Origin of the sequence: Actinoplanes sandaracinus, from assembly GCF_030009775.1 — a bacterium.
In the GTDB taxonomy this organism is placed as follows: domain Bacteria; phylum Actinomycetota; class Actinomycetes; order Mycobacteriales; family Micromonosporaceae; genus Actinoplanes; species Actinoplanes sandaracinus.
In genome coordinates, this window is the sequence record NZ_JASCTH010000013.1 from 184,120 (window position 1) to 207,052 (window position 22,933).

Here is a 22,933-nt window from a genome sequence, read left to right on the forward strand (position 1 = left end):
CCCCCGACCCCCCCCCGGGCCCCCGCCCCCCCCCCCCCCCCCCCCCCCGCGGGGGCGTGCCGGTCGCCGGCTGTTTTCCTCAGTCCTGCCCCGCCCCGGCCGATTCAGCCAGGGGCCGGCAGAACGGGAGAATGGCATGTCCACAGCGGTGCGCGCCCCGCTGTGGCGCGATCCGGTGCTGGTCGCGCTCACCGTGGCCGCGGTTCTCGTGCTCGGCGCGTTCCTGCTCGACGTGGGCACGCCCCGGGCCCAACTGGTGGCCTGCTGGTCGATCGCGCCGGTGCTGGACCTCCTCCAATTCTGGCTGTCGCGCCGGGCGTGGCGCACTCTCACGCTCCCGCCGTACGCGCGCCGTTTCTGGCAGGCGGTGAGTGCGGCCGGCCTGTTGTTCTTCGCGGGCGACACGGCGCAACTCGTGACGGTGCTCGCCGACCCGGCCCTCGACCGGCTCATCTTCCACCCGGCGCAGTCGGCCGGTGTGATGATCGGTGTGCTGGTCTGCTGTGTCGCCGCGCTGCTGCCACGGAGCCCCGCGAACTGGTCGCGCCGGGAGCGGATCCGCCTTCTGCTGGACACCGCGATCGTGGGCACCGCATCGGCCGTGGTGGCGTGGTGCCTGATGACCCGGCCGGGAATGGCCGGAGCGGGCGCCGGCGCCTACGTCGTCGCGCTGTTCAGCTGTGGGCTCATGCTCTGCGCCGTGTACGTCGCTCTGCGGTCCGGCCTCGGAGTCGCTCCGCTGAGCGGGACGGCCGCGGTGCCGGTGGTGGCTTCGACGCTCATGCTGGCGGCCGCGAACATCCTGCTGCCCAGTGGCAGCGCCGGCGACAGCGGCACGCAACTGGCGATGGTGATCGCGCCCTGCTTCGTGCTGCTCGCCGCGCCACGCATCCAAATCCTCGACGGGCCGCGCGGGCTGGACGGGCGTCGCTGGTGGTCGGCACGGCGTGGGCACCACGTGCTGCCCTACGGCGGGACCGTGGTGTGCGCGGCCACCCTGGTGATCGTGCTGGCGACGCAGGGGCTGGGGCTGTCCGCCTGGGGCGCCCTGGCGGGGCTTCTGGTCAACGTCGGCATGGTGATCGGGCGCCAGCTTCTCGCGCTGGCCGAGAACAACGATCTGCTGGTCGGCATCCGCAATCGCGAACAGCGGCTCAGCTCGCTGCTGAAGCACTCCTCCGAGATCATCTCGATCGCCACCCGGGACGGCGTGTTCACCTATGTCAGCCCGGCGGTCGAGCCGGTGCTCGGCTTCCCGGTGGAGACGGTGCTGGGTTACTGTGCGCTCGACATCCTGCACCACGACGACCGTGCCCGGCTCGCCGGTGACCTAGCCGTGCTGTACTCGACCCCCGGCGCCGAGCTGACCTACCAGGGGCGCTACCGGCACGCCGACGGATCATGGCGCTGGCTGGAGGTGGTGGGCGTGAACCTGACCCACGAGCCGGGTATCGACGGCGTGGTCTGCAATTCGCGGGACGTCACCGAGTCCCGGGAACTGCACGAGCGGCTGCGGTACCAGGCCGGGCACGACGAGCTGACCGGGCTGGCCAACCGGCGTCAGTTCACCGCCGCGATCTCGGCACGCGCCGGCGACGCCACGGTGCTGCTGATCGACCTCAACGGCTTCAAACAGATCAACGACACGTACGGGCACGCCACCGGCGACGCGGTCCTGCGTCACGTGGCCGGCCTGCTGCGTGACTGCGCCGGGCCGGACGACGTGCCGGCCCGGCTGGGCGGTGACGAGTTCGCCGTGCTGGCCGGTGGTGACCGGGCCGAGGCGGAGCGGATCGCCGCCCGGTTGCGCGACGCCCTGGCCGTGCCGGCCGACCTCGCCGGCCGCAGACTGCGGGTGGGCGCGAGCATCGGCCTGGCCACCGACTCGACGGCCGACCCGGACCATCTGCTCAACGCCGCCGACCTGCGGATGTACGAGGAGAAACAACATAGCCGGGCGTACGTGTCATGAGGCGCTACACGTATGCCACGGCGGTGATCTGCCTGCTCGGCATCCTCTGGTATCTGGCCTGGGTCACCGTCTCCCCGGGCACGGTCGCGATCGGTTACCTGTTCATGCCGCTGTCCATGGGGACGGCCGGGCTCGCGGTGCACGCGTTGCGCCGGGCCGTCGCGCTGGAGCCGGCCGGCCGGCGGTTCTGGCTGCTGCTGGAGATCTGCTGCTATCTGTTCACGGCCGGGTTCGGCCTGCTGGCGGTGGACGCGTTCCGGGCCGCCCCGGAGCTGACGGCGATGCCCCCGGCCGGCGCCGCGCTGATCGGCGGCGGGGTGCTGGTCGCCATGTGGGGCGTGGCGCAGGTGCCGCTCGGTGTGACCACCTGGTACGAGCGTGGCAAGCAGTGGCTGGACCGGACCATCGCGTTCCTCGGCTGCACCACGGTGCTGTGGCACTTCGGCATCTCGCCGATGATCTGGGCGGCCGATCCGTGGAGCACGTCGGCGTTGACGATCCTGCTGCTGGCGTGCCTGTTCGCGGCGGGTTCGATCACGAAGGTGTCGTACATCGCCGGTGGCCCGGTGGACCGGACCGCGATGCGCCTGGTGGCCTCCACCGGCATCGCCGCGGCGTTGGTGGCGCTGCTCGCGGTCCTCGGTGGCTACCACGGCATCCTGCCCGGCCAGGCGGTGATCATGCCGGTCAGCGGGCTGCTGGTCACGTCCGCCGTCCGCCGTCAGCACGCCGCGGTGGCCGCTGCCGGCCCGCGGCGTGGCGGCAACATCTGGCTGCCCTACCTGGCCGTGCTGGCTGTCGACGTGCCGGTCGTGGACGTGCTGGTCCGCACCTGGTTCTGGTCGCCGGGAGTCTGGGAGGGCAGGCTCGTGGTGTCGTCGGCGGTCGCGGTCACCGTCCTGGTGGCGCTGCGCCAGTACGTGGTGTACCGGGAGAACACCCGGCTGCTGCGTGAGCGGCGGGAGTCGGAGGCCCGGCTGCGGCACGAGACCACCCACGATCCGCTCACCGGGCTCGCCAACCGCGCGCTGTTCCGGCACCGGATCGACGAGGCCCTGGCCGCCGGTCCGGCCGCGGTGCTGCTGGCCGACCTGGACGAGTTCAAGACGGTCAATGACTCGCTCGGCCACGACGCCGGGGACGGCCTGCTGGTCGCGTTCGCGCGGGTGCTGCAGGACGCGGCGGGGCCGGACGCGGAGGTGGCCCGGCTGGCCGGGGACGAGTTCGCGGTGCTGCTGCCGGGCGATCGTACGGGCGAGGCGGTGGTCTCGGCGGTGGCCGCCGCGACCGCCGTGCCGATCAGCGAGCAGCGGCTGCTAGTCCGGTTCAGCGCGGGCCTGGCCACCGTGCCGCCCGGCACGCCCGCCAGTGACCTGCTGCGCCGGGCCGACGCCGCCCTCTACGCCGCCAAGGAGCGTGGCCGTGCCAACTGGGTGCACTACGCCGACGGGATGGAACGTCCGGCGTCGGCGCACGTCCGGCTCGGCGGCGACCTGCGCCGGGCCCTGGACAACGGCGAGTTCCGGCTGTTCTACCAGCCGATCGTGGCGCTCGCCGGCGGCCGGATCGTCGGGGTGGAGGCGCTGGTCCGGTGGGAGGACCCGGAACGCGGCCTGGTGTCGCCGGCGGAGTTCATCCCGGCCGCCGAGCGGACCGGCCTGATCGTGCCGCTGGGCCGGTGGGTGCTGCGCGAGACCTGCCGGCAGGCGGCCGCCTGGCTCGCCGAGTTCGGCCCGGACGTGCTGGAGAAGGCGGCGCCGAACGTGTCGGTGCGGCAGTTGCACGACCCCGACTTCGTGGCCGACGTGGCCGCCGCCCTCGCCGATCACGGTCTGCCCCCGGCCCGCCTCGTTCTGGAGCTCACCGAGTCGGCGGTGCTCCGCGGCCACCAGGTCTCCGAGGTCCTGCACGAACTGCACGCCATGGGGGTGCGGCTGGCGCTGGACGACTTCGGTACCGGCGAGTCGTCGCTGAGCCTGCTGCGCGCCTTCCCGGCGGCCATCGTCAAGCTGGACAAGTCGTTCGTCGACGGCATCGAGCTCGACGATCCGGGCACTCCGGCGGCCGATGCCCGGCAGGCCGTGGCCCGCGCGGTGGTGCAGCTCGCCGACGCGCTCGGGCTGGACACGGTCGCGGAGGGCATCGAGAACCAGGAGCAGGCCGACCGGCTGCTCCGGCTCGGGTACACCGTCGGCCAGGGATACCACCTCGGCCGGCCGATGCCGGCGGAGAAGCTCACCGAGATCTTCGCGGCCCGGCAGCGGGTGGCCGCCGCCGCCTGAGAGCCCGATATCGTACGGCGATGAGCTTGGCGGACGACGGCACCTCCACCGCCCGGTCGCTGGGGGAGTGGCTGGAGAGCCTCACCTTCGCCGACCTTCCGGAGGGCGAGGCGACCGCGCGGATCGTCGACGCGATCGCGAAATGGGCCGACTGGCAGAGCTGGCGGGTCTACCGGCGGGCGCCGAGCGTCTTCCCGCTGCCCCCGCCGTTGCGCGGCAACTCGGTGCTCGACGTGGCGTGTGCCCGGCCCGGCGGCTCGCCGATCGCGATCGAGGTCGACCGCAAGGACCGGCAGCGCACGGTCGACAAGCTGCTCGCCGAGGCCGCCGCCGGCCGGGTGGCGATCTGGGTCCGCTGGGGCGCCGGCCCGTTCCCGCCGCCGCCGCTGCCGGTGCATCTCGTGGTCGTCGAGGCCGCCCGCCGGTCCGGTCGATGGCATACGGTGTCGGCGCGGCCCGCACCTCGCCACTCCGGGGCCGCCCCTGGATCCGCCACCGTCCACGCCGAGGAGCTGCCGTGGGAAACGTGACCGAGAGCCCGTACCGCCTGGCCTGGCGGGTCACCGAGCCGTTGCACGCGATGGTCTATTTCGTGCCCGAGGCCTCGGAGCGGTACGCGACGTTCGGCCTCGACCCGATGGACGGCTACTTCGCGTCCCGCGGCGCCGCGTTCGGCCCGGTGGGACCGGAGATCGTGACCGCGACGTTCTACAACTTCAACCCGGCCCGGGTGGCCCGTGCGCTGCCGTCGGCCTGGGCGAAGGCCACCCCGGAGCAGCTCGTCGCGGCCCGGCTGGAGGCCGCTGACGCCGCCCTGACCCGGGGGCTGGGGGCGGAGGTGGTGAACGGTCCCGAGGTGGCCGAGGCGGCGGAGCTGGCCCGTGCGGCGGCGGAGGTCGCCGCGACGCTGCCCCACGGCCGGCCGTTGTTCGCCGCGCACGCCGCGCTGCCCTGGCCGGAGCGGCCGCATCTGGTGCTTTTCCACGCGCAGATGCTGCTGCGCGAGTTCCGTGGCGACGGGCATGTGGCGGCGCTGCTGGCCCACGGGGTCAGCGGCCTCGACGCGATCGTCATGCACGTGGCCAGCGGCGAGATGGACGGCCGTTTCCTGCGCGGCACCCGGGGCTGGAGCCGCGACCAGTGGGCGGAGGCGGAGGGCGACCTGCGCCGCAGCGGGCTGCTGGGCGACGAGGGTCTGACCGAGGCCGGGGTCGCGTTGCGGGCCCGGATCGAGGAGCGCACCGACGCGGTCTCCGAGGTCGCCTATCGCCGGGCGCTCGGCGAGGAGGGCTCCCTGCGGCTGGCCGCGCTGACCCGTCCGCTGAGCCGGATCGTGGTGAAAGGTGGCCTGCTCAACCCGGCCAACCTGGTTGAGCCGAAACCGCGGTGAGAGTTGCCACCCATTCCTCTCCGCCGAAACATTGGCCGGAGGGTAATCGGTAGGTCACGCTATGTACGTGACACAAAATCAGCGGAGACACCCGGCGTCGTGGTGGGCGCAGTTCGAAGAGGCCTCCGAGCGGTTCGACGCCGCTTACCTGACCGAAGGGTTGGGTGACCTGATCAATCCGAAGATCGCCGCACCGCTGCTGCGACGGGAGGCGGAGATCGCCACCGACCTCGCGGTGCGGCATCTCAACAAGCCGCAGAGCGACGAGCTGGCCCAGCGTGCCGGCGAATCGGTCGACCGGCTGCTCGCCACGGTGGAGCGGCTGGAGGAGCGCTCCGGTGAGCTGCTCTCGCTTGTCGAGGCGCACGCGATCTGTCACCTGTTGGCGGGCCGTTTCGGTGAGGCCGCCCACGCGGCGGAGGAGTTCCTCAAGACCCAGCAGATCCTGCGGGTCTTCGTCGGCGCGATGCGGATGGAGCGGTTCGACGCCGATCTGGCGGTCAAGATGCTGGCGGCCGGGCACGAGCCGTCCGCGGCCATGCACTCCGGCATGGTGGTGGGCAAGTACAGCTGGTGGCCCAGCTGGCTCGTCAAGATCGTCACGGAGCGGGCGCTGGCCGGCCAGCTCGACGAGGAGACCGTCGGCGCCTTGGACAAGTGCGCCTACGCGGAGCTGAGCCCGGCCCAGTCGCGCATCGCGCGCCGCCTGCTCGCCGGGGAGGACGCGCTGATCGACGTCTCCGCCGTCCGCCTGGAGGGGATGGGCGAGAAGGACGCGGCGGAGAAACTGCGCCGGGGCGACCTGACAGCGGTCGCCCTGGCGGCTCGTCTCATCCCGGTCTGAGGCACGGTCCCGGCACGAGCACGAGCGGGTGGGCCCCGGCCGGCAGCCGGGGCCCACCCGCTCGCCGGCTTACGAGCCGCCCTCGGCGAGGGTCACCGTGACGGGCCGGAACGCCGTCCCCGTCACGTCGACGCCGGCGGCCCGGGCCTGGGCGATCGCCTGGTTGATGTAGTCGTTCGTGTAGGCCAGGCCCTCCGGGGCCTTCGTCAGCACGGTGTCGCCGGTCTGGTTCTTCGTGGTCATCGAGATGTCCACGGTCTGCTTCCAGGCCGCCTCGTCGATCACGCCGATCCCGGCGCCGGCGGCCGGCCAGATCAGCTTGTTGACCTCGTTCATCTGCCACAGCTGGTGGCTCCTGCCGAGCTTGGAGCCGCTCGCGACGACCAGGTCACGGCACTTCTCCGCGTTGTCTCGGCAGAACGCCCAGCCCTTGATCGTGGCCGTCAGGAACTTCACGGTCTGCTGCTGGTAGGCCGGGTCGCCGAGCTTCTCGGTGTTCGCCCACACCGCGTCCTGGAGCATCGACGACCCCTCGGTCTTCCAGTCGATGACCGCGAAGTCGTCGGCGGTGTAGAGCTGCCCGGTCGCCGGGTTCTTCGCCTCCAGAAGCTGGGCGTACTCGTTGTAGCTCATCGCCTGGGCGGCGTCGATCTCCCGCTTCAGCAGCGCCTGCATGTCGAACTGCTGCTGCACCAGGGTCACGTCCTTGCCCGGGTCGATGCCGGCCTTCGTCATGCCGGCGAACAGCTCGTACTCGTTGCCGAAGCCCCAGTTGCCGACCTTCTTGCCGGCCAGGTCGGCGGCCTTCGTGATGCCGCTGTCCTTCCACGCGACCTGGTAGGTGCCGGAGCGGGCGAAGATCTGCCCGACGTCGGTGATGCCGGCGCCCTGCTCACGGGAGGCGAGGGCCTTCGGCACCCAAGCGATCGCGTAGTCGGCTCTGCCCTGGGCGAGAGCCGTCTGCGGGACGATGTCCACGCCGCCTTCCAGCAGGCTGACGTCGAGGCCCTGTTCGGAGTAGTAGCCCTGGTCGCGAGCCGCCATGTAGCCGGCGAACTGGGCCTGGTAGACCCACTGGAGCTGCACCTTGACCGGCGTGAGCGCGCCGCCGGCGCCGGGCGCCGGGGTGGTGGGTGTATCCGCGGTGCCACAAGCCGTCAGAGCGAGAACGGAGGCGAGAAGAATGCGGGAGATCTTCAAGGCGCGAACCCCTAACTAGCCGATCAAACGTTGTTTCCAGGGCATGGCCACGCGTTCGAGCAGGAGCGTGACCAGGTAGAAGGTGAGCCCGAGCAGGCAGGCCCCGGCCACGAAGGCCCAGGCGCGGGAGTAGGCGGTGAACGCCGCGGCGGAGGTGATCCGCGCGCCGAGCCCGTCCTGCAGGCCGCCGAAGTACTCGGCGACGACCGCGGCGATCACGGCCAGCGAGGACGCCTGCCGCAGGCCGGTGAAGAGGTGCGGAAGGGCGCCGGGCAGCCGCACCTTGGCCGCGAACGTCCAGCCCGAGGCGGCGTACGTGCGCATCAGCTCCTGATGGACCGGGTCCACCTCGCGCAGGCCGCGCAGCAGGTTGAGGAACACCGGGAAGAACACCACGATGCCGGTGACCAGGCGGCGCGGGACGCTGCTGGTCGACTCGAACATGTTGTTCAGGATCGGGGCGAGCGCGATGATCGGCAGCGCGTTGATCAGCGCCGCGAGCGGGACGGCCACCTCGCCGAGGAACCGGAACCGGCTCGCGGCCAGCGCGGCGAACACCGCCAGCAGGGTGCCGCCGATCAGGCCTGCCAGGGCGTTGGCGCCGCTGGCCAGGGCCGCGTTCCCGATGTTCCGCCACTGCTCGGCGATCTGTGCCCCGATGGCCGACGGCGCCGGCAGGATGAACGGCGCGACCCGGCCGAGCGTCACGAAGACCTCCCACAGGCCCAGGGCGAGAAAACCGAAGATCAACGGAGGCAGAGCGCGTTTCGTCGTACGCATCACGCCTCCGCCCGGGAATCCGCTCTTGGTCCGGTGGAGATCCCGCGCAGCGCCTGCCGCACCTCGGTGATCTTGTCGAAGTAGACCGGCGCCTGCCGTCCCGCCTCGTCCCGGGACGGCAGCTCGACCTCGATCGACGCCGTAATCCGGCCGGGCCGGGCGGACATCACCACCACCCGGTCGGCGAGGAACACCGCCTCGGAGATCGAATGGGTGACGAAGACCGTGCTGGTGCGTGTCTTGGCGCAGATGCCGAGCAGCTCCGACTGCAGCCTTTCACGGGTCATCTCGTCGAGCGCGCCGAACGGCTCGTCCATCAGCAGCAGCGGCGGCTGCACCGCGAGCGCCCGGGCGATCGCCACCCGCTGCTGCATGCCGCCGGAGAGCTGACCGGGATAGTGGCCGGCGAAGTCGGACAGGCCGACCAGCTCCAGCATCTGTTCGGCCTTGGCCCTCCGCTCGGCCTTGCCGGCGCCGCGCAGCTCGAGCGGCAGTTCGACGTTGCGCCGCACGGTCCGCCACTCGAAGAGGCCGGCCTGCTGGAAGGCGATGCCGTACTCCTGCTCGCGGCGGGCCTGCGCGGCCGGCAGGCCGGCGACGGTCACCGTGCCGGTCGTCGGGCCGATCAGGTCGGCGATCAACCGGAGCAGGGTGCTCTTGCCGCACCCGGACGGCCCGATCAGCGACACGAACTCGCCGTCACCGACCGTCAGGTCCACGTCGGCCAGGGCGAGCACCTCGTCGGGCCGGCCCTGGTTGAAGACCTTCGTGAGTTTGTCGACCACCACGGCTGTCATGCCGCGACCTCCACCGTGCCGGCTGGTTCGCTCGCGTGCCCGCTCATAGGGTCACTACCTCCACGTGGCGCCGGTGCCGCATCAGCGGCAGTTCGAGAAGAGAGACGGCGCCGGCCACGAGCAGGCCCAGCAGGGCCGCGCCGAGCATGGCCGTGTAGACCTTGGCGGGATCCGAGGTGGCCTCCCGCGAGTACTCGATGATCAGACGGCCGATGCCACCACGGGTGCCGGTGGAGATCTCGCCGACCACCGCGCCCACCACCGCCGCCGCCCCGGCCAGGCGCAACGCCGGGAAGAGGTAGGGCAGCGCCGCCGGGAGACGCAGCTTCACCAGAGTCCGCCACCAGCCGGCCGCGTAACTGCGCATCAGCTCGACGCCGCTCGCCGACGGCGACTGGAGCCCGCGCAACATGCCCACCGCGACCGGGAAGAAGGCTAGGTAGGCGGCGATCACCGCGACCGTCGCCCAGGCCGGCATCAGCGTGCCGCCCCAGCCGGCGATCAGCGGCGCGAGCGCCACCAACGGCACGGTCTGCGAGAGGATGACGTACGGCAGAAGCCCGCGCTCCACGATCCGGAAGCGCTGCATCGCCGCCGCCAGGATCAGGCCGACCACCGACCCGGCGGCGAACCCGGCCGCGGTGACGCCGAGGGTGAACAGGCACGCGTCGAGCACCACCAGCCACACCGGCCGGCCGCCGGTCGTCTCCGGGCCGGCCAGCCGCTGGACGATCGTCCACAGGTGCGGCATGGAGAGGTCGTCGGCGCGCGGCAGGACCCGCACGCCGAACAGCACCGTCCCCTCGGGATTCCCGGCCGCCTTGTAGGCCTCCCACGACCACGCCGCCGCCATCAACCCGGCCAGGACCGAGAGAACTCTTCTCATGCACATGCCGGGATGATCTGCTCGCCGTACGCGGCGAGGGTCTCGTCCTTGGCGTCGTGTTGCAGGTAGACCGCGAACTGGTCGACACCCAGCGACTTCAGCTCCTGGAGCCGCTTGATGTGGTTCTCCACCGGGCCGAGGACGCAGAACCGGTCCACGATCTCGTCCGGCACGAACGTGGTGTGGCTGTTGCCGGCCCGCCCGTGCTCGCTGTAGTCGTACCCCTGCCGGGCCTTGATGTAGTCGGTGAGGGCCCGCGGCACCGCGCCGCCCTCGCCTCCGTAACGGGCGACGATGTCGGCGATGTGGTTGCCGACCATGCCGCCGAACCACCGGGTCTGTTCCCGCTGGTGCGCGAGGTCGTCGCCGACGTAGGCCGGGGCCGCCACGCAGAACCTGATCGCGTCCGGGTCCCGCTTCTTTCCGGCGGCGGCCTTCCTCACCGCGGTGATCATCCACTCGGCGATGTCCGGGTCGGCGAGTTGCAGGATGTAGCCGTCGCCCACCTCCCCGGTGATGGCGAGTGCCTTCGGGCCGTACGCCGCCACCCAGACCTCTAGGCGGCTGTCCGCCGCCCAGGCGAACTGGATCTCGTTGCCCCGGACGTTCACCTTCCCACCGTTGCCCAGGCCTTTGATCACCTGGACGCTCTCGCGGAGCTGGCCCAGGGTCTGCGGCGTGAGGCCGAGGACCCGCAGGGCCGAGTCGCCGCGGCCGATGCCGCAGACGGTCCGGTTGCCGTACATCTCGTTGAGGGTCGCGAAGGCCGACGCGGTGACCGTCCAGTCCCGGGTGCCCGGGTTGGTCACCATCGGCCCGACGATGATCCGCTCGGTCGCCCCGAGGATCGCCGAGTAGACCACGAACGGCTCCTGCCAGAGCACGTGTGAGTCGAAGGTCCAGAAGTGACTGAATCCGGCCGCCTCGGCCTTCTTCGCCCACTCGACGATCTCCAGCGCGGGTGGGTCGTTCTGCAGCACCACACCGATGTCCACTGTCTCGGCCTCCGCTCAGATCAGGTAGTCGCTGAGACCGCGCTTGAGGTAACGGCCGCGGCCGGCCCGGCCGGTGTACTCGCCGTTCGCGGCGATGACCTCGCCGCGGGAGAGGACCGTGTCGACCTTGCCGTCGATCTCCCAGCCCTCCCAGGCGGAGTGGTCCATGTTCATGTGGTGGGTCTCGACGCTGATCCGGGTCCGCCCGGCCGGGTCGTAGAGCACGATGTCGGCGTCCGAGCCGGGCGCGATGATCCCCTTCCTCGGGTAGAGGCCGAACATCCGTGCCGGGGTGGTCGCGATCGTCTCCACCCAGCGGCTCAGCGACAGCTTCCCGTCGACGACGCCCTGGTAGAGCAGGTCCATCCGGTGCTCGACGCTGCCGATGCCGTTCGGGATCCGGGAGAAGTCGCCGCGGCCCAGCTCCTTCTGGTCCTTGAAACAGAACGGGCAGTGGTCGGTCGACACCACCGACAGGTCGTTGGTGCGCAGGCCCTGCCACAGGTCGGCGCGGTGCGTCTCGTGCTTGCTGCGCAGCGGCGTCGAGCAGACCCACTTGGCGCCCTCGAAGCCGGGAGCGCCGAGCTGGTCCTCCAGCGTGAGGTACAGGTATTGCGGGCACGTCTCGGCGAAGACGTTCTTCCCCAGGTCACGGGCGTTCCTGACCTGTTCCAGAGCCTTCGAGGCGCTGAGGTGCACGATGTAGAGCGGGCAGTCCGCGGCGACGCTCGCCAGCCAGATCGCCCGGCTGGTGGCCTCCGCCTCCAGCTCCTGCGGCCGGGTCAGGCCGTGATGGACCGGGTCCGTCTCGCCGCGCTCCAGGGCCTGTTTGACCAGCACGTCGATGGCCGGCCCGTTCTCCGCGTGCATCATGATCATGGCGCCGTTGTCGCGAGCCTTCTGCATCGCGCGCAGGATCTGCCCGTCGTCGGAGTAGAAGACGCCGGGGTACGCCATGAAGAGCTTGAAACTGCTGATGCCCTCGCTCGCGACCAACTGGTCCATGGCCTTGAGCGACTCGTCGTCGACCCCGCCCAGGATCATGTGGAAGGCGTAGTCGATGTGGCAGTTGCCCTCGGCCTTGCCGTGCCAGGCGGCCAGCCCGTCCTGGACCACCTCGCCGGTCCGCTGCACCGCGAAGTCGATGATCGTGGTGGTGCCGCCGATCGCGGCGGCCCTGGTGCCGGTGTCGAAGGTGTCGCTGGCGTGGGTGCCACCGAACGGCAGTTCCATGTGGGTGTGCGCGTCGACGGCGCCGGGGATCACGTACTTGCCGGTCGCGTCGATGACGTCGTCGATGTGCGGGGACTTGCCGGGTGCGAAGATCGCGGCGATGGTTTCGCCGTCGATGAGGACGTCGGATTTCACCGCCCCCGTGGGGCCGACGACGGTCCCACCCTTGATCAGCTTGGCGGTCACGGCGCCACCAGCCCGTCGTAGCTGTCCGGCCGGCGATCCCGGTAGAACTGCCACCGGTCGCGGACCGTGCCGAGCAGGCTCAGGTCCAGGTCACGGACGACCAGCTCGGGATGGTGGGTGTCGGCCACGTCGCCGACGAACCTGCCCTCCGGGTCGACGAAGTAGGTCTGCCCGTAGAAGTCGTTGTCGCCCAGCTCCTCGACACCCACCCGGTTGATCGCGCCGATGAAGTACTCGTTCGCGACGGCGCTGGCCGGCTGCTCCAACTGCCACAGGTAGGAGGAGAGGCCGCGGCTGGTGGCCGACGGGTTGAACACGATCTGCGCGCCGCCCAGGCCCAGCGCGCGCCAGCCCTCCGGGAAGTGCCGGTCGTAACAGATGTAAACGCCGACTTTGCCGACCGCGGTGTCGAAAACCGGATAACCCAGATTCCCGGGGCGGAAGTAGAACTTCTCCCAGAACCCCTTCACCTGAGGAATGTGGTTCTTGCGGTATTTGCCGAGGTATTCGCCATCCGCATTGACCACGGCCGCGGTGTTGTAGAGGACGCCCGGCTGTTCCTGCTCGTACATCGGCAGGATCATGACCATGCCGAGCTCGGCGGCCAGCGTCTGGAAGCGCTCGGTCGTCGGGCCGGGCACCGACTCGGCGTACTCGTAGTAGGCGGCGTCCTGGACCTGGCAGAAGTACGGGCCGTAGAACAGCTCCTGGAAGCAGATCACCTTCGCGCCCTGGGCGGCGGCCTCGCGAGCGTAGTCCTCGTGGACCTTGATCATCGATTCCTTGTCGCCCGTCCAGGTGGTCTGGACGAGGGCGGCGCGAACGATTCCGGTCGTCATGGCGGCCCCTCTCTTTGATCATTTACGCACGGTTGATCTCTTGTCAGGCGGGGTGCGAAGAGCCTGTGATCGCCTGTTTACTCCTCGTCATAGGCCCTGCGCCAGGGGTTGCATACAAGCGCCGGATGCCGTAGGACACTAACGACACACATTGAGGTGAACAATTGCCCGTACGTTACGGAATGTTTCGGAGTCGATAATTTGCTGACCGTGATCACTGGGGCGGTTCAGGACCGGAGCGCCCGGGGCATCGCGGCCGCCGTGAGCCGCTTGATCACCTCCGGCCGGCTGCCCGCCGGCGCTCGCCTGCCCACCGTGCGCACGGTGGCCACCGGCCTCGGAGTGAGCCCGACGACGGTCAGCGAGGCGTGGCGCAACCTGATCCTCGCCGGGGCGATCCAGACCCGCGGACGGTCCGGCACCTTCGTGTCCGGGCCGCTGCCACCACGGGCCCGGCTGCGGTACGCCCAGCTCGGCGGAGCCCGGGTGAACCTGCCGCGGGACCTGTCGACGGGCGTGCCCGACCCCCTGCTGCTGCCCGGCCTCAGCGAGGCGCTGTGCCGGATCGGCGACGGGCGGTGGGCCGGGAGCTACCTCGACGCCCCGGTGCTGCCCGGCCTGGAGGCGCTGCTGCGGGAGCGGTGGCCGTACCCTCCGGACAGACTGACCGTGGTGGACGGCGCGATGGACGGCCTCGACCGGGTGGCCGGCGCGGTCCTTCGCTACGGCGACCACGTGCTCGTCGAGAACCCGGCGTTCCCGCCGCTGCTGGACCTGTTGCAGGCGCTCGGCGCCACCGTCATCGGCGTCGAGATGGACTCCGCGGGTCTGGTTCCCGACGCGCTCCGGAAAGCGATCCGCGACTACCGGGCGGTCGCCCTCTTCCTCCAGCCGCGTGCCCACAACCCCACGGGTACCAGCATGGACGCCTCCCGCGCGGCGCTACTGGCCAATGTCCTCCTGGAGGCTCCGCATCTGCTCGTGGTCGAGGACGACCACGCCGGCGCCATCGCCACCGCCCCGCCGGTGAGCATCGGCCGGTACCTGCCCGAGCGCACCGTGCACGTGGCCGGCTTCTCCAAGAGCCACGGGCCCGACCTGCGGCTCGCCGCCGTAGGCGGGCCCGCCCACGTGCTCGAGTCCGTCGCCGACCGGCGGCTCCTCGGGCCGGGCTGGTCGAGCCGCCTGCTGCAGGGCGTGCTGCTCGACCTGCTGACCGATCCCGGCGCCGTGGCCCGCGTCGCGACCGCCCGCTTCGTCTACGCCGAACGCCGGTCGAGCCTGCTGAAAGCCCTGCGCGACCGCGGGGTGACCGCCACCGCCGCCGACGGCATCAACCTCTGGATGGAGGTCGCCGACCAGCAGAACGCCCTGGTCGCGCTGGCCGCCCACGGCATCGCGGCGGCGCCCGGCGCGCCCTTCTGCGTCACCCCGCTCGACGGCGACCACCTGCGGATCACCGTGGGGCTGGTCGCCGACGGCTACGACGACCTGGCCGACGTGCTCGCGGCGGCCGCCTCCCCGACCACCCGCGGCAGCGGCCGGCGCGGCTTCGGCCACCCGGCCGGCTGGCGCTGATCTCAGCCGAGAGGATCTGGCGATGAGCCTGCTGGACCGTCACCGCGCCGTCATGCCGAGCTGGATGCCCGTCTACTACGGCGACGACGCGCTGGAGATCGTCTCCGGGAGCGGACGGCGCGTCACCGACGCTTCCGGTCGCACCTACCTCGACTTCTTCGGCGGGGTGCTGACCACGATGATCGGGTACGACGTGGCCGAGATCAGCGACGCCGTCCGCCGGCAGGTCGGCACCGGCGTCGCACACACCTCCACGCTCTACCTGATCCGGCAGCAGGTCGAGCTGGCCGAGAAGATCGCCCGGATCTCCGGCATCCCGGACGCACGGGTGTTCTTCACCAACTCGGGCTCCGAGGCCAACGAGTCGGCGCTGCTCATGGCGACCAACGTGCGGCGGTCCCACCAGATCCTGGCGATCAAGAACAGCTACCACGGGCGGACCTTCGCGACCATGGCCGTCACCGGGCACCGCAGCTGGTCGTCGAGCGCGCTCAGCCCGCTGTCGGTGAACTGGCTCGCCTCCGCCGACCGGCTGCGCGGGCGGATGGCGGGGCTCGGCGACGGCGACCTGATCGACGCGGCCGTCGACGATCTGCGGGAGGTGCTCGCGACGGTCACCGCGGGAGACGTCGCCGCGCTCATCGCCGAGCCGATCCAGGGTGTGGGCGGGTTCGTCCACGGGCCGGACGGGCTGCTCGGGGCGTACCAGAAGGTCCTTGCCGAAAGCGGCATCCTGCTCATCGCCGACGAGGTGCAGACCGGGTGGGGCCGCACCGGCGACCACTTCTGGGGCTATCAGGCGCACGGGGTCACGCCTGATCTGATCACCTTCGCCAAGGGGATCGGCAACGGGTTCGCCCTCGGCGGGGTGGTCGGCAGTGCGGCGGTGATGAACGCGGTGCCGGCGATCAGCTTCTCCACCTTCGGCGGCAACCCGGTCAGCGCGGCGGCCGGCAACGCGGTCCTCGACTATGTGCTCGACCACGACCTGCAGGGGAACGCGCGGCGGATGGGATCGATCTTGATGGAAGGGCTGCGGGCGCTGTCGTACGACATCCTCGCCGACGTGCGCGGCCGGGGCCTGATGATCGGTCTCGAGTTCGTCCGCCCGGGCACCACCGAACCCGATCCGGCTGCCACCGTGCGGGTCTTCGACCTGTGCCGGGAGGGCGGGCTGCTGGTCGGCAAGGGCGGCCTCCACGGCAACGTGCTGCGGCTGGGCCCGGCGCTGACCCTGGCCGAGGAGGAGGCCCGCGAAGGCCTCGCCATCCTGATCGACGCGATCGCCACCGCCGATACGGAGTTTCGTACTTTCTGAGGCCTTGGCGCGATATAGGTCCTGAACGGAACTAAAGGAAAGTTCACTAAGGAGCAGTTGACAGGGGCGGTGCGTAGTGATCTGGTTGCACAGCGCTCAAAATTGGGAAACGGAAGGTTAACGGCGACGGAATCTTGTACATGTCCCGTTTCGGCTATGGCCGTCGGCCGGTAACTCGGTCACGATCACGGCGTGACTGAAACATCCGTGATCTTGGCGCTGGTGGTCATCACGGCCCTGGCCTTCGATTTCACCAACGGGTTCCACGACACCGCCAACGCGATGGCCACCTCCATCGCCACCAAGGCGCTACGGCCCAAGACCGCCGTCGCCCTGTCGGGCGTCCTGAACCTGGTCGGCGCCTTCCTCTCGGTGGAGGTCGCGCTCACCGTCACCAACGCCGTAGTCAAGATCCAGGACAAGAGCGGCGCCCCGAAGGCGGAACTCCTCGCCGACGGCGGCAACGCCCTGTTGCTGATCATCTTGGCGGGCCTGGTCGGTGGCATCGTCTGGAACCTGCTGACCTGGCTGCTCGGCCTGCCGTCCAGTTCCTCACACGCCCTCTTCGGCGGCCTGGTCGGCGCCACCCTCGCCGGGCTCGGCCTGGCCGGCGTCAACTGGGGCGGTGACGGCTCGAAACTCGACGGCGTGATCGGCAAGGTGCTGCTCCCCGCCGTGATCTCCCCGGTCATCGCCGGTGTGGTCGCCGCCGTCGGCACCTGGATCATCTTCAAGATCACTGCCGGAGTGGCGGCCCGCTTCACCGAACAGGGCTTCCGCTGGGGCCAGATCGGCAGCGCCTCGCTCGTCTCTCTCGCCCACGGCACCAACGACGCACAGAAGACCATGGGCGTGATCACCCTCGCGCTGATCGCCAGCGGTCACTGGAGCGACCTGGAGAACATTCCGCTCTGGGTGAAGGTGTCCGCCGCGGTCGCCATCGCGCTCGGCACCTACCTGGGCGGATGGCGCATCATCCGGACCCTCGGCAAGGGCATCACCGACATCAACCCGCCGCAGGGCACCGCCGCTCAGTCCGGCGCCGCCGCCGTCATCCTGGCCTCCAGCCACCTCGGCTTCGCGCTCTCCACCACGCACGTCGCCACCGGCTCGGTCATCGGATCCGGCCTCGGCCGCCCCGGCGCCGTCGTCCGCTGGGCCGTCGCCGGCCGCATGATCCTCGCCTGGCTGATCACTCTGCCCGCCGCCGGCCTCGTCGGCGCGGTCATGTTCTGGATCGGCGACGCCGTCGGCGGCACGGCCGGCGCCCTCGTCGTCTTCACCCTGCTCGTCCTCGCCTCCGCTGCCATGTACCTGCGTTCCCGCACCGGCAAGGTCGACCACGAGAACGTCAACGACGACTGGGACGGTTCACCCACGCCGCCCGCCGTCACCACCCCCGTACCCGCAGTCCCCGCCGTCGCGGCGAACGTCGCGGCAAGCTGAGAGGCGACCCAGATGCACAACCTTGGATTCGCCCTCGACGGCGCCTGGCAGGTCCTGCTCGCCGGCCTCGCCCTCGGCGCGGGCCTCCCGATCCTCTTCGCCCTCGGCATCCGTTCCCTCGCGTGGGGCGCCGGCGCGACCACCTCGGCCGCTGCGGCCCCCGCCGCGGCGTCGCTCGTTCCGGTCACCACCTCGGCCGTTCCGGCGGCCACCACCGGCACCGTGCTCAACGGTTCGTCCGGGCCTGCCTCCGCCGTGCTCAACGGCTCCTCCGGGCCCGCCTCCGCCTTGCTCAACGGGTCGTCCGGTACTGCGTCCGCCGTGCTCGACGGGGTTTCCGGAGAGAGTTCGGCCGTCGCTTCCGGCCCGGCCGTCGCCGTCTCCGGTCCCCGCCGCCCGGTCGGGACGGCCCTCGGCTACGCCCTCTTCGCCGTGGTGGTCATCGGCGTCATGCTGGGCTTGACCTTCATCGTGGCCAGCGGGTTCGGCTACAAACTCGACTTCTCCACCATCTACCCGACCCTCGTCGAGAAGTAGCCCGCCACCAGGCGACCCGAACCCGGTCGGCTCAGGCGTGTCGAGCACGCGCGATGACATGCCTGAGCCGGGGCCGGGCCCAGCACCTGCCCTCTGCCGTCACTGAACGTGCTCCAGAGCCGTGGCCACACCCCACCCCGGCCGCCGGTCGACCCGCCGCCGAATGCCAGCCGTAGCCGGCGGTGGACCGGCCGGCCGGTCCACCGCCGGCTACGGTCAGACCAGGCTGCGGGCCAGGACACTGATGTCGGGGTTGTCGGTGAACAGACCGTCGATGCCGGTCCGCAGGAACGTGACCTGCTCGTCGATCGACCTGCCGTAGGCGGTGGGGTCGGCACCGACCCGCAACTCGGCCGGGAGGAACGAGTTCTCCGCCCGGAAGGTGTACGGGATCACCTTGATGCCGGCCGAGTGGGCGTCCATGACCAGGGAGGTCGGAGCGCCCAGAGTGCCGTCCGCCTTACGCGGGATGATCTGGCTCTTCTCCGGGCCGAGTCCGTCGATGAACTCCGACAGCTCCTTGAGCCCGGCCGGGGTCAGGTAGTCGGCGTACGGTCGCGGGTCGTTGAACGGCGATCCCGTCGCACCGGTCAGGAACACCAGCGGCACCTCGACGCGGTGCTCGTCGGCGAGAGTGCGCAGGTTGGCCGCCTCGAACGACTGGATGAAGACCTTGGCGCCCCGCCTGTCGAGGCCGTTGCGGCGCAGTGTGCGGACCAGCGGCTTCTCCAGACCCAGGCCGATGTTCTGGAAGAAGGTCGGGTGCTTGGTCTCCGGAAAGACGCCGAGGTCGCGGTCCAGCTCCCTGGAGAGGCGTTTGCGCAGGTCCAGCACCTCCTGGAAGGTCGGCACCTGGAAACGTCCGTCATAGATCGTGTTCTGCTGGCGGACGGCGGGGATCCGCTCGACGGCGCGCAGCGTCTTCAGCTCGGCGAGCGTGAAGTCCTGGGTCCACCAGCCGGTCACGCTGACACCGTCAAGGACCACGGTCCGCTTGCGGCTCGCGAACTCGGGCCGCGACGCGACGTCGGTGGTGCCGCCGATCTCCGGTTCGTGCCGGCAGACCAGGACGCCGTCCTTGGTGATCACCAAGTCGGGCTCCAGGTAGTCGGCGCCGAGCCGCCCGGCCAGTTCGTACGACGCGAGGGTGTGCTCGGGCCGGTAGCCTGAGGCGCCGCGGTGCCCGACCACCAGCGACCTGGTCCTGGTCCCGCCGTGCCCGCCGGCCCACGCGGGCGCGGAAGCGGCCCCGGCCAGCGCCGGAGCGGCGGCGGCGACAGCGCCGAAGCGCAGCACCTGACGGCGATCAGCCACGTTCTCCTCCAGAAGGCTCGGATCCGGCGATGATCGCCGGACGTCCGGACAGAGTCGACGTGACCGACCCGTCGCACAGGCGACGACCTCATGGCGTGTCCGCGAACGACGGGTCAACGCCTCGCCCGTCGCCTGATCCGCCGCCGCTCCCAGCCGGGCCGGCCACCGGCATCACATTCCCCGCCTGCGGCGACGGAATCACCCACGCGGAAGACAGCGCGGAACGGCTCGCCACCCCTGCGGCGATGGAAACGGCCCGCTCGGGTGCGGCGGGAATGGCGCGGGCGGCAGGCGAGCACCACGCGCCCATGGAGAACCCCCTCCGCCGGGAAGGCCGGCGGAGGGGTCCGAAAGGAATTCACATACGCAGGTGGCTCCAGTCGAGCAGCCCGGCCCCGAGGTCACGGACCGTCGCCAGCAGCCCCAGCCGGGCGGCCCGCAGCACCGGGTCGTCGGCCATCACGAACACCTCGTCGAAGAAGGTCGCGAGTGGAGTGACCAGCGGAGACGCCGACCGCACCAGATCGGAGACGTCGTGGACGGCCGGCACCGCGACGACCGCCTCGTGCAGGGCCAGTTCGGCGGGTTCCTTGAGGACGGCCGGGTCGTATGCGGCCGGGGTGCCCTCGGGGACGATCCGGCTGGCCCGCTGGACGGCCTCCGCCACGGCCCGGAAGGCGGGGTCGCCGACCGCCGTGCCGAGCTGCGCCAGCAGGGTGTCGGCGACCGACGGCCGGGCGGCGTGCGGCAGGACCGCCCGGACCCGGTCGACAGGGTGGCCCTCCTCGACGAGCACCTGCTCCAGTCGCTTGGTCAGGAAGTCGCGGCAGTCCGCGAGCACCTGCTCGGAGACCGGCACCGGCTGGACGGCCAGCGCCAGGCCCTCGAAGAGGTCGAACGCGGCCAGCGCGGGCGTCGCCCGGTGCACCGCGAGCAGGCCGAGCACGGCACGGCGGACCGCGAACGGGTCGCTCGACCCGGTGGGCAGGCCGACCGTGGCGGCCAGGCCGGCGACCAGGTCGAGCCGGTCGGCCAGGGACAGCAGAGCGCCCGGGAGCGAGGCGGGCAGGGTGTCCCCGGTGTTGCGGGGCAGCTCGGCCTCGTACACCGCCTGGGCGACCGTCCGGTCCTCGCCGGCGTGCAGCGCGTAGTCGCGGGCCATCACCCCGGCCAGACTGGTCATCTCGGTGACCAGCTGCGATCCGAGGTCGAATTTCAGCAGCTCAGCTGCTCGGGTTAGAACAGGTGAACCAATGTCGAGGCGGTCCGCGATAGAGAGGGCGAGGGCCGCGATCCGGCGGGCCCGGTCGGCCATCGAGCCGAGTTTGTCGGTGAAGGTGAGGCGGTCCAGGTGGGCTTTCATGGCGGCGATCGGCGTCGCGAGGTCGGCTCGGTAGAAGAACGCCGCGTCCTCGTAACGGGCGCGCAGCACCGCCTCGTTGCCGGCCCGCACCAGCTCCACGTCGACCGGCCCGTTCGCCACGGTGACGAACATCGGCAGCAGAGCCCCGTCCGCGTCGCGCACCGGAAGGTAACGCTGGTGCTTGCGCATCACCGTGGTCAGCACCGCGTCCGGCAGCGAGAGGTAACTCTCGTCGAAGGTGCCGAGCAGCGGCACCGGCTGCTCCACCAGGTCGGTGATCTGGTCGATGAGCGCGGCTTCGCCCTTGACGTCGATCTTCCCGTCCGGATAGACGAGGTCCTGGGCGCCGATGACGATCAGCTCGCGGCGGTCGGCGTGGTCGGCGACGATCCCGTTCACGCCGAGCGTCTCCAGGAAGGTCTCCGCCGACGCGATGTCGGCGACCGGCGGCTCGGCGGTGCGCAGCAGCCGGGTGCGGCGGCCGGCGGAGAGCGTCGAGACGGCCACCGGCACGACGTCGTCGCCCCAGAGCGCGGTCAGCCACCGCAGCGGCCGGCTGAAAGACAGCTTCGGGTCGTTCCACCGCATGTTCTTCGCCGCGCGCAGCCCCGTCACGACCTGCGCGAGCACGGCGGCGAGCACGGTGGGCGCCGCGCGCCCGGCCTCGTGCTTCTTGACCACCACATGGGGTACGCCTCCGAGCTCCTCCGTCTCCACGTCGGCGATCGTGACGCCCTGCCCGCGGACGAAACCCTCGAGCGCTTTCGTGGGCGTGCCGTCCGCGGCGTACGCCGCCTGGGCCTTGGGTCCCTTGACCGTGCGCACGTGATCGGCCTCGCGCGCCGCGACCGCCGGGACCACGGCGATGAGCCGGCGGGGCGTGCCGAAGACCCGGACGTCGCCGTGCCCGAGCCGGGTGGCCGCCAGGCCTTCGGTGAGCAGTCGTCTGACCTGTTCGCGGGCGGAGCGCAGCTCGCCCGGCGGGAGTTCCTCGGTGCCGATCTCGAAGACGAGGGTGCGCTCGCCGGTGCTGGTCTGGACGGCGCCCGCGGCGCGTGCCGGTTCGAGCGGCTCGATGGTGCCGAGCGGCAGCCCGAGTTCGGTGCGGCGGTTCACCCAGAGTTTGGCGACCTCACCGGCGAGGCGCCGCATCCGGCCGAATTCGGCGGCCCGGTCGGCGGTGGAGACCGCGCCGCGGGAGTCGAGCACGTTGAAGGCCTGCGAGCATTTCAGCACGAAGGAGTGGGCCGGCACGGGCAGCCCGGCGTCGATCATGCGCTGCGCCTCGGCGGCGTAAAGCTCCAGCAGCCGCCGGTTGGCGTCGATGTCGGCGTCGTCGAGGTAATAGCGCGACATCTCGTACTCAGCCTGGCCGAAGACCTCGCCGTAACTGACCCCGGGGGAGTACTCGATCTCCTTGAAGTGGGTCTTCTCCTGCAGCGCCATGATGATCCGCTCGATGCCGTACGTGATCTCCACGCTGACCGGGTCGAGGTTCAGGCCACCGGCCTGCTGGAAGTACGTGAACTGGGTGATCTCCAGCCCGTCGAGCCAGACCTCCCAGCCCAGACCCCAGGCGCCGAGCGCGGGCGAGGCCCAGTTGTCCTCGACGAACCGCACGTCGTGCGCGGCCACGTCGATGCCGATCGCGGCCAGGCTGCCGAGGTAAAGCTCCTGCGGATTGCCGGGATCGGGCTTGAGGATCACCTGAAGCTGGGTGTGGGTCTGCAGCCGGTTCGGGTTCTCGCCGTAACGGGAGTCGTCGGGCCGCACCGACGGCTCGGGGTAGACGACCCGCCACGGCTCCGGCCCGAGCACCCGCAGAAATGTCGCCGGGTTGAGGGTTCCGGCACCGACCTCGGTGTTCATCGGCTGGACGACGAGGCAGCCCTGATCCGTCCAGTAGGTCGTCAACCGGGCCAGTGCGTCCTGCATGGTGAGCATGGGACCGAAGTCTAGGTGGGCCCGTCCGA

General features: G+C 71.0%; 18 protein-coding genes. 9 read left to right on the forward strand and 9 right to left on the reverse strand.

What is annotated here, in order from left to right; all coding sequences use genetic code 11:
• Nucleotides 1-136 precede the first annotated feature (136 nt).
• From QLQ12_RS21070 to QLQ12_RS21090, 5 genes are all read left to right on the forward strand, one after another.
• Nucleotides 137-1,972, forward strand: a complete 1,836-nt coding sequence (locus QLQ12_RS21070; protein ID WP_282761942.1) for a sensor domain-containing diguanylate cyclase — start codon at nt 137-139, stop codon at nt 1,970-1,972.
• The gene (locus QLQ12_RS21075) at nt 1,969-4,254 is read left to right on the forward strand and encodes a putative bifunctional diguanylate cyclase/phosphodiesterase (RefSeq protein ID WP_282761943.1); all 2,286 of its coding nucleotides are present in this window, start codon (nt 1,969-1,971) and stop codon (nt 4,252-4,254) included. The genes QLQ12_RS21070 and QLQ12_RS21075 overlap by 4 nt, the downstream gene beginning before the upstream one ends.
• Before the next feature lie 20 nt (nt 4,255-4,274).
• A complete protein-coding gene (locus tag QLQ12_RS21080; RefSeq protein WP_282761944.1) occupies nt 4,275-4,784 on the forward strand; it encodes a hypothetical protein in 510 nt (169 codons plus the stop codon).
• Nucleotides 4,772-5,644 carry an SCO6745 family protein gene (locus tag QLQ12_RS21085; RefSeq protein WP_282761945.1) on the forward strand — a complete coding sequence of 291 codons (873 nt, stop codon included), beginning with the start codon at nt 4,772-4,774 and terminating at the stop codon, nt 5,642-5,644. The genes QLQ12_RS21080 and QLQ12_RS21085 overlap by 13 nt, the downstream gene beginning before the upstream one ends.
• A 67-nt stretch (nt 5,645-5,711) precedes the next feature.
• Nucleotides 5,712-6,488 (forward strand): hypothetical protein, encoded by a 777-nt coding sequence (locus QLQ12_RS21090; protein WP_282761946.1) that lies wholly within the window; start codon nt 5,712-5,714, stop codon nt 6,486-6,488.
• Between the two features lie 69 nt (nt 6,489-6,557).
• Here QLQ12_RS21090 and QLQ12_RS21095 read toward each other — a convergent pair whose 3' ends face one another.
• The 7 genes from QLQ12_RS21095 to QLQ12_RS21125 are packed head-to-tail and all read right to left on the reverse strand — an operon-like array spanning nt 6,558 to nt 13,404.
• Complete coding sequence (locus tag QLQ12_RS21095; RefSeq protein ID WP_282761947.1) at nt 6,558-7,688, reverse strand: ABC transporter substrate-binding protein; 1,131 nt, start codon at nt 7,686-7,688, stop codon at nt 6,558-6,560.
• 15 nt (nt 7,689-7,703) lie between these two features.
• Entirely contained in the window at nt 7,704-8,468 is a 765-nt protein-coding gene (locus QLQ12_RS21100) for an ABC transporter permease (RefSeq protein ID WP_282761948.1), read from the reverse strand.
• A complete protein-coding gene (locus tag QLQ12_RS21105; RefSeq protein WP_282761949.1) occupies nt 8,468-9,265 on the reverse strand; it encodes an ABC transporter ATP-binding protein in 798 nt (265 codons plus the stop codon). The genes QLQ12_RS21100 and QLQ12_RS21105 overlap by 1 nt, the downstream gene beginning before the upstream one ends.
• A 43-nt stretch (nt 9,266-9,308) precedes the next feature.
• A complete protein-coding gene (locus QLQ12_RS21110) occupies nt 9,309-10,151 on the reverse strand; it encodes an ABC transporter permease (RefSeq protein ID WP_282761950.1) in 843 nt (280 codons plus the stop codon).
• Entirely contained in the window at nt 10,148-11,146 is a 999-nt protein-coding gene (locus QLQ12_RS21115; protein ID WP_282761951.1) for a TIGR03842 family LLM class F420-dependent oxidoreductase, read from the reverse strand. Before QLQ12_RS21115 ends, QLQ12_RS21110 begins: the two co-directional genes overlap by 4 nt.
• Before the next feature lie 15 nt (nt 11,147-11,161).
• The gene (gene hydA, locus QLQ12_RS21120; RefSeq protein WP_282761952.1) at nt 11,162-12,565 is read right to left on the reverse strand and encodes a dihydropyrimidinase; all 1,404 of its coding nucleotides are present in this window, start codon (nt 12,563-12,565) and stop codon (nt 11,162-11,164) included.
• Nucleotides 12,562-13,404, reverse strand: a complete 843-nt coding sequence (locus QLQ12_RS21125) for a nitrilase-related carbon-nitrogen hydrolase (protein WP_282761953.1) — start codon at nt 13,402-13,404, stop codon at nt 12,562-12,564. The genes hydA and QLQ12_RS21125 overlap by 4 nt, the downstream gene beginning before the upstream one ends.
• A gap of 210 nt (nt 13,405-13,614) precedes the next feature.
• Between QLQ12_RS21125 and QLQ12_RS21130 the strand changes: the two genes are divergently transcribed.
• The 4 genes from QLQ12_RS21130 (at nt 13,615) to QLQ12_RS21145 (ending at nt 18,283) form a co-directional block, all read left to right on the forward strand.
• Entirely contained in the window at nt 13,615-14,982 is a 1,368-nt protein-coding gene (locus QLQ12_RS21130; protein WP_282761954.1) for an aminotransferase class I/II-fold pyridoxal phosphate-dependent enzyme, read from the forward strand.
• Between the two features lie 22 nt (nt 14,983-15,004).
• Complete coding sequence (locus tag QLQ12_RS21135) at nt 15,005-16,300, forward strand: aspartate aminotransferase family protein (protein WP_282761955.1); 1,296 nt, start codon at nt 15,005-15,007, stop codon at nt 16,298-16,300.
• 192 nt (nt 16,301-16,492) lie between these two features.
• Nucleotides 16,493-17,746 (forward strand): inorganic phosphate transporter, encoded by a 1,254-nt coding sequence (locus QLQ12_RS21140; RefSeq protein WP_282761956.1) that lies wholly within the window; start codon nt 16,493-16,495, stop codon nt 17,744-17,746.
• A 12-nt stretch (nt 17,747-17,758) separates the two neighbouring features.
• On the forward strand, nt 17,759-18,283 hold the full coding sequence (locus QLQ12_RS21145) for a hypothetical protein (protein WP_282762020.1): 525 nt from the start codon (nt 17,759-17,761) through the stop codon (nt 18,281-18,283).
• A gap of 216 nt (nt 18,284-18,499) precedes the next feature.
• On the opposite strand, the gene QLQ12_RS21150 is transcribed toward QLQ12_RS21145, so the two are convergent.
• Both QLQ12_RS21150 and QLQ12_RS21155 read right to left on the reverse strand, forming a co-directional pair.
• Entirely contained in the window at nt 18,500-19,597 is a 1,098-nt protein-coding gene (locus tag QLQ12_RS21150; RefSeq protein WP_282761957.1) for a glycerophosphodiester phosphodiesterase, read from the reverse strand.
• Nucleotides 19,598-19,955: 358 nt separating this feature from the next.
• The gene (locus QLQ12_RS21155; RefSeq protein ID WP_282761958.1) at nt 19,956-22,904 is read right to left on the reverse strand and encodes a glycine--tRNA ligase; all 2,949 of its coding nucleotides are present in this window, start codon (nt 22,902-22,904) and stop codon (nt 19,956-19,958) included.
• Nucleotides 22,905-22,933: the final 29 nt, after the last annotated feature.

Bases quoted from the DNA above. Each gene is read 5' to 3' on its own strand.
- QLQ12_RS21070 (WP_282761942.1), top strand. From the start codon at position 137: ATGTCCACAGCGGTGCGCGCCCCGCTGTGGCGCGATCCGGTGCTGGTC.
- QLQ12_RS21075 (WP_282761943.1), top strand. From the start codon at position 1,969: ATGAGGCGCTACACGTATGCCACGGCGGTGATCTGCCTGCTCGGCATC.
- QLQ12_RS21080 (WP_282761944.1), top strand. From the start codon at position 4,275: ATGAGCTTGGCGGACGACGGCACCTCCACCGCCCGGTCGCTGGGGGAG.
- QLQ12_RS21100 (WP_282761948.1), bottom strand. From the start codon at position 8,468: ATGCGTACGACGAAACGCGCTCTGCCTCCGTTGATCTTCGGTTTTCTC.
- QLQ12_RS21105 (WP_282761949.1), bottom strand. From the start codon at position 9,265: ATGACAGCCGTGGTGGTCGACAAACTCACGAAGGTCTTCAACCAGGGC.
- QLQ12_RS21110 (WP_282761950.1), bottom strand. From the start codon at position 10,151: ATGAGAAGAGTTCTCTCGGTCCTGGCCGGGTTGATGGCGGCGGCGTGG.
- QLQ12_RS21125 (WP_282761953.1), bottom strand. From the start codon at position 13,404: ATGACGACCGGAATCGTTCGCGCCGCCCTCGTCCAGACCACCTGGACG.
- QLQ12_RS21135 (WP_282761955.1), top strand. From the start codon at position 15,005: ATGAGCCTGCTGGACCGTCACCGCGCCGTCATGCCGAGCTGGATGCCC.
- QLQ12_RS21145 (WP_282762020.1), top strand. From the start codon at position 17,759: ATGCACAACCTTGGATTCGCCCTCGACGGCGCCTGGCAGGTCCTGCTC.
- QLQ12_RS21155 (WP_282761958.1), bottom strand. From the start codon at position 22,904: ATGCTCACCATGCAGGACGCACTGGCCCGGTTGACGACCTACTGGACG.